Genomic DNA, 4,437 nt, shown 5'->3' on the forward strand with positions numbered 1-4,437 from the left:
GTTCGTCAAAGCCAGCGCCCGCGTCAACAACCGCGCCGAGAATAGTCATCAGCCAACCCGGGAACGCGAACGGCGTATGCGGGGCTTCCGCCTGCCCGAGCGCACTCAAGCTTTCCTGTCGAACTTCGGCCCGATCCGACAGCACTTTGCCCTCAAGCGACATCGGCTACGGGCTTCACGCTATCGCCAACAACTCGCCTTGCGATTTGCTGCGTGGCATCGCTTCACCGAACTCACCCAAACTCCGTCTATCGCTTTTTGAGCAACTGATCGCCCCTGCCAGCATTGCCTTCTCTCCCCTCTAACGTGACAAAGCCCTGGCGCAGAATCATCGGCGCTTTGCTCCGCGCCGCGATCGTGCTCGACCACCTGGTCCCTTCACCTTCGGCCACGAGACGCTTATCGCGGCTTCAACTCGCCGGACTTCGGTTTTGCATCGACGACTTCTTCTCGTCGGCCCGTTGGCAAGCCAGGCATTGCATACTGATCGCATCGTTGATGGATCACCTAACCGTATGCACCCTAACCCTCCGTTGTACGACGATCGGCGAGTGCACGTCTCTGCCGTGTCGGCAGAGACGCTTCCCCGCCTGCTGAACGCGCGTCTGGCCGAGCATTACCGGCCGATGCACGAGCGTTTCCATGTCGACCTGTGCGTGTCCGACATGGACCGCGGCAACTGGCGGTTTACACTCGGGCGCGAGATCGAGTGCACAGAGGTAATACCGTCAGTGCTTGCGCCTGCCGCGCGGATCATCATGTCATCATCCGTGGCGGCCAGGATGCTGGCAGATCCAACTGGTTTTGACCCGCGCAACCGTGAAATTGCGGCACTAGGCGGCGTGCGGATTGAAGGCGAGGCACGCGTGGCAGCTTACTGGCTGCAATTGCTGAAGCGGCCATTGGCAGCCGATCGCGCGGCGCTGGAACGCGCGCAGTCGGGAGGCGTCGGCCCGATTGACGAAGTGGAGAACGTCCATGCGCGTACGGCTCCGCACTGGCTCCGGCGTATCCTGCAGTGCGGCACGTCAAGCTTGCCGCTGCGGGTACAAGCTGCCTTCCAATGGCCGGAAGTTGGCTGGAGCCTTGCGCAGTGGCACGAACACGAAGGCCATATCGCCTTGCGCCTGGATCCCGCGAGCGGACGCGTGCAAACGGTCAGCGACTTCCTTTCCACGCTCGCATCCGCCGGCCCAGAGAGCGGTGCTGACTTGACATACTCGGGCGGTGGCTTGCTGCCAGCAGCGTGGAACGGCCGCTTCGACCCCGCTCCGTTGCCTCCTGAAATGTTCGGCCCCGCGCAGTTATGGTTCGGCCGGAGTGCCGGTAACGGTCTCGTGACGCACTTGCACTGCGACACCGGACATTCATTTCTTGCGCAAGTGCTTGGGCGCAAGCACTTGCGGCTGTATGCGCCGCAGGAAGCGTCCAACCTCTATGCACTGGATGCCTTCAACAGCTATCGACCATGCCTGGTCGATGCCGGTGCACCGGATCTGACGCACTTTCCAAAATTCGCAGATGCAAGGTTCGTCGAGGTCACGATCGAGCCCGGTGACCTGCTGTTGATTCCCCTTGGCTGGTTCCATTGCGTATGGGCAAGCGACGCCACGCTTTCCATTAGCCGCCTCGCCTCTGATTCATCGCTTCATGCATTTGCGCACTTGCTGTCAGCCGCAGCCACTTGACTCAGTCGATCACGGTGTGCTTCTCCTGATCTGACTTCGCCTACTTCCGCCATGCCACTTCATCCGAATTTCAACGAGCTTCTGCAGCGGCTGCGCGCGCGCAAAGCCTCCGTGGCGACGCTGCCTCTGCAGGACGCGCGCGCTTACTTTGAATTCTTCGCGCCGCTGTGCGATACCGAGCCCTGCGCTATCGCACATATGGAAGATCTGGAACTGCCGGTCCGGGGAGGCGCAACGCTGGCTGCCCGGCTGTATTGTCCGGTGCGGCCTTGCTGGACGGAACCGCAGCCCGTGCTGCTGTATTTTCATTCGGGCGGCTTCGTGTTCGGCAGCCTTCAGACCGCCGACGCGCAATGCCGGGCGCTGGCCGTCGAGGCGCAATGTGCGGTGCTGTCGGTAGCGTACCGGCTTGCGCCCGAATTCCGGTTTCCATGCGCCATTGACGACGCCTTCGACTCGCTGCTCTGGCTCACTCGCAATGCGCATCTGCTTGGACTTGACCCGAATCGCATTGCCGTGGGCGGGGAGAGCGCGGGTGCGACGCTCGCTGCGGTTACCGCCATCAACGCCCGTAATGCGGAGATTCCGCTCGCGATGCAACTGCTGGTCTACCCGGGGCTTTCGCGCCGCCTAGACTTGGAATCCCATACCGCCTACGCGACGGGATACTACCTGACGCTCGAAACCATTGAGCAGATGCAGTCACTGTATCTGCTCGATGAACGCGATCGCGACGACTGGCGTTTCGCTCCCCTGGACGCCGCGCGGCAACCCGATGGCGGCTATGCCGGCCTGGTGCCCGCGGTCATCGTATGCGCACAATACGATCCGCTGATCGACGAACAATTTCTCTATGCATGCAAGCTGCGCGACGCCGGGAATCTCGTTTCTATCTGCTGCTACACAGGAATGATCCACGGTTTCTTTTCGATGGCCGGCATGGTTCCCCATGCCGGCGTGGCGCGCGCCGAGGCCGGACAGTTGCTGACAACCGCCTTCGACACCATGCTTGAACTGGCGGGGATCGGATCATGACCAATACGATGCACGCCCGGCAGCAGAGATTCCAGGAGCCGGTGACCGCACCGCTGGGGCGTGGCGATCGACCGCTGCCGGACGAAACGTCCGAAGAAGCCCCGGCGCTGGACATTCTTGGCCTCAGCGAGGCCGATCCCTACCCGCAATACGCATGGCTGCGCAACACCTCTGCTGTATCACAGGGCCCGAACGGTGTATGGCTGGTCACGCGGCACGCCGATTGCATGGACGTGTTGGGTGATACCAATGGCCACTTTCTGACGCATCCGCCATGTGGCGATAATTTTGTTATCGGGCGCGACGCGGTGCACCGGCAGTGTGGTGACGATCACGCACGGATGCGCGCAGCGCTGGCGCCGTTGTTCTCTCGTACGGCCTTCGAGGCCCTGCGTCCCGCTATCGAGCGCAATGCAAAAGCACTCGTGCATGCTTTCACCAGCGCCGAAGGATGCGATATTGCAAAGGTCGCGTTATTGCTCTCGGTGCGTACGATCTCCGAGATCATTGGCATCCCCGCGGACCAGGTACACATGTGGCTGAACGCTTGCGTGCCGGTTGCAAAGCTGATGAGCAATGTCGAAATCGATGCGACTGAGCACGACCGGCTGCGCAAGGAGGCTAACGATTACGCGGAGCTCGTGCGGCGGTTTATCGACAATATCGATCAGAAGGGGGCCACTGTTCATCCAGTGAGCCCTCTGCTGGCACTCGAACGGGAAGGCGCATTGAGCCGCAATGAACTGATCGACAATCTCGCGTTCTTGTTCGTCGCCGGTTTCGTCACCACTGCACGATCTATCTGCAATACTGTGGCGGGCGTTGCACTGACGCGGCAGCTGTGGGACGAATGTGTCCGCGACCGGACCGCTATCGAGAGGACCGTCAAGGAACTGCTAAGGCATGACCCGGCCGCGCACGGCGCCGTGCGATACGCCTCGCGCGACTTGGACTTCCACGGAAAGCGTATTCGCCGTGGCGAACAAATTGTTCTGCTGCTGGGTTCCGCGAACCGCGATCCGCTCGTATTCGACAGCCCTGATCGTCTGGACATCCGACGCAAGGGAGCAGCCAGTCTTGGCTTCGGCGCCGGCATGCACGCTTGCGTGGGACGAGCGATCGCAACGCTCGAAGTGCAAGCCGTGCTTGCCGCCGTCATCGACAGTTTGCCGCGCGCCGTCGTCGACGAAAAACGAAGCCGCCGCCAGCAAAACGGGATCGTTCATGGCTATGTGGCATTATGGCTGCACGAGTCGTCGCACGGATGATGTGTAAGCGGTCGATTCTCCTCACGACCGGCCGTATTCATGCCAATCAGCCTTCGCCGCCGGATAACTGCGCAGCTGGGCTTTGTCCGGATGGGGTATTGCAAAGATGCTGCGGGTTGTGTAAAGGCGCAACATCATGAAGCCAGCATTGAATAATGCCATATAAAGCCAGACTAAAGACGGGTGAAGCGCGCAAGCGCAAGAAGCCGGGGTACCGGGTGACGAACGCGCGGGCGTATAACCAGAGCCTGAGAAAGCGCGGCATGATCAGCCTGTATGTGCCGGGCGGCGATCTGAAGGCGCAGCTTATCAACGCAAAGATCCGTACGCCGGGCGTGTCGGGGCGTGAGCCGACCTATACCACGGCGTACATCGAGCTGATCTTTACCTTCTACCGGCTGTTCGGCTGGGGGATGCGGCAGATCACCGGCTATATGGAGGACTAC

At 61.1% G+C, this 4,437-nt stretch carries 3 protein-coding genes and 2 pseudogenes; all 5 read left to right on the top strand.

Annotated elements, in window-relative coordinates; genetic code table 11:
* Positions 1 to 262: pseudogene (locus GCT19_RS40945) on the top strand (IS6 family transposase); the annotation flags it as partial.
* Positions 263 to 551: 289 nt separating this feature from the next.
* Positions 552 to 1,688, top strand: a complete 1,137-nt coding sequence (locus GCT19_RS44565; RefSeq protein ID WP_193727529.1) for a cupin-like domain-containing protein — start codon at positions 552 to 554, stop codon at positions 1,686 to 1,688.
* A 51-nt stretch (positions 1,689 to 1,739) separates the two neighbouring features.
* Positions 1,740 to 2,723 carry an alpha/beta hydrolase gene (locus GCT19_RS40955; protein WP_152855011.1) on the top strand — a complete coding sequence of 328 codons (984 nt, stop codon included), beginning with the start codon at positions 1,740 to 1,742 and terminating at the stop codon, positions 2,721 to 2,723.
* The gene (locus GCT19_RS40960; protein WP_152855012.1) at positions 2,720 to 3,991 is read left to right on the top strand and encodes a cytochrome P450; all 1,272 of its coding nucleotides are present in this window, start codon (positions 2,720 to 2,722) and stop codon (positions 3,989 to 3,991) included. Before GCT19_RS40955 ends, GCT19_RS40960 begins: the two co-directional genes overlap by 4 nt.
* Positions 3,992 to 4,146: 155 nt before the next feature.
* Positions 4,147 to 4,437, top strand: a pseudogene (locus tag GCT19_RS40965) (hypothetical protein); the annotation flags it as partial.

The organism is Paraburkholderia atlantica (genome assembly GCF_009362785.1).
Taxonomy (GTDB): domain Bacteria; phylum Pseudomonadota; class Gammaproteobacteria; order Burkholderiales; family Burkholderiaceae; genus Paraburkholderia; species Paraburkholderia atlantica.

What these genes read in the sequence shown, in the direction of transcription:
- GCT19_RS40955 (WP_152855011.1), top strand. Translation starts at nt 1,740, where the DNA reads ATGCCACTTCATCCGAATTTCAACGAGCTTCTGCAGCGGCTGCGCGCG.
- GCT19_RS40960 (WP_152855012.1), top strand. Translation starts at nt 2,720, where the DNA reads ATGACCAATACGATGCACGCCCGGCAGCAGAGATTCCAGGAGCCGGTG.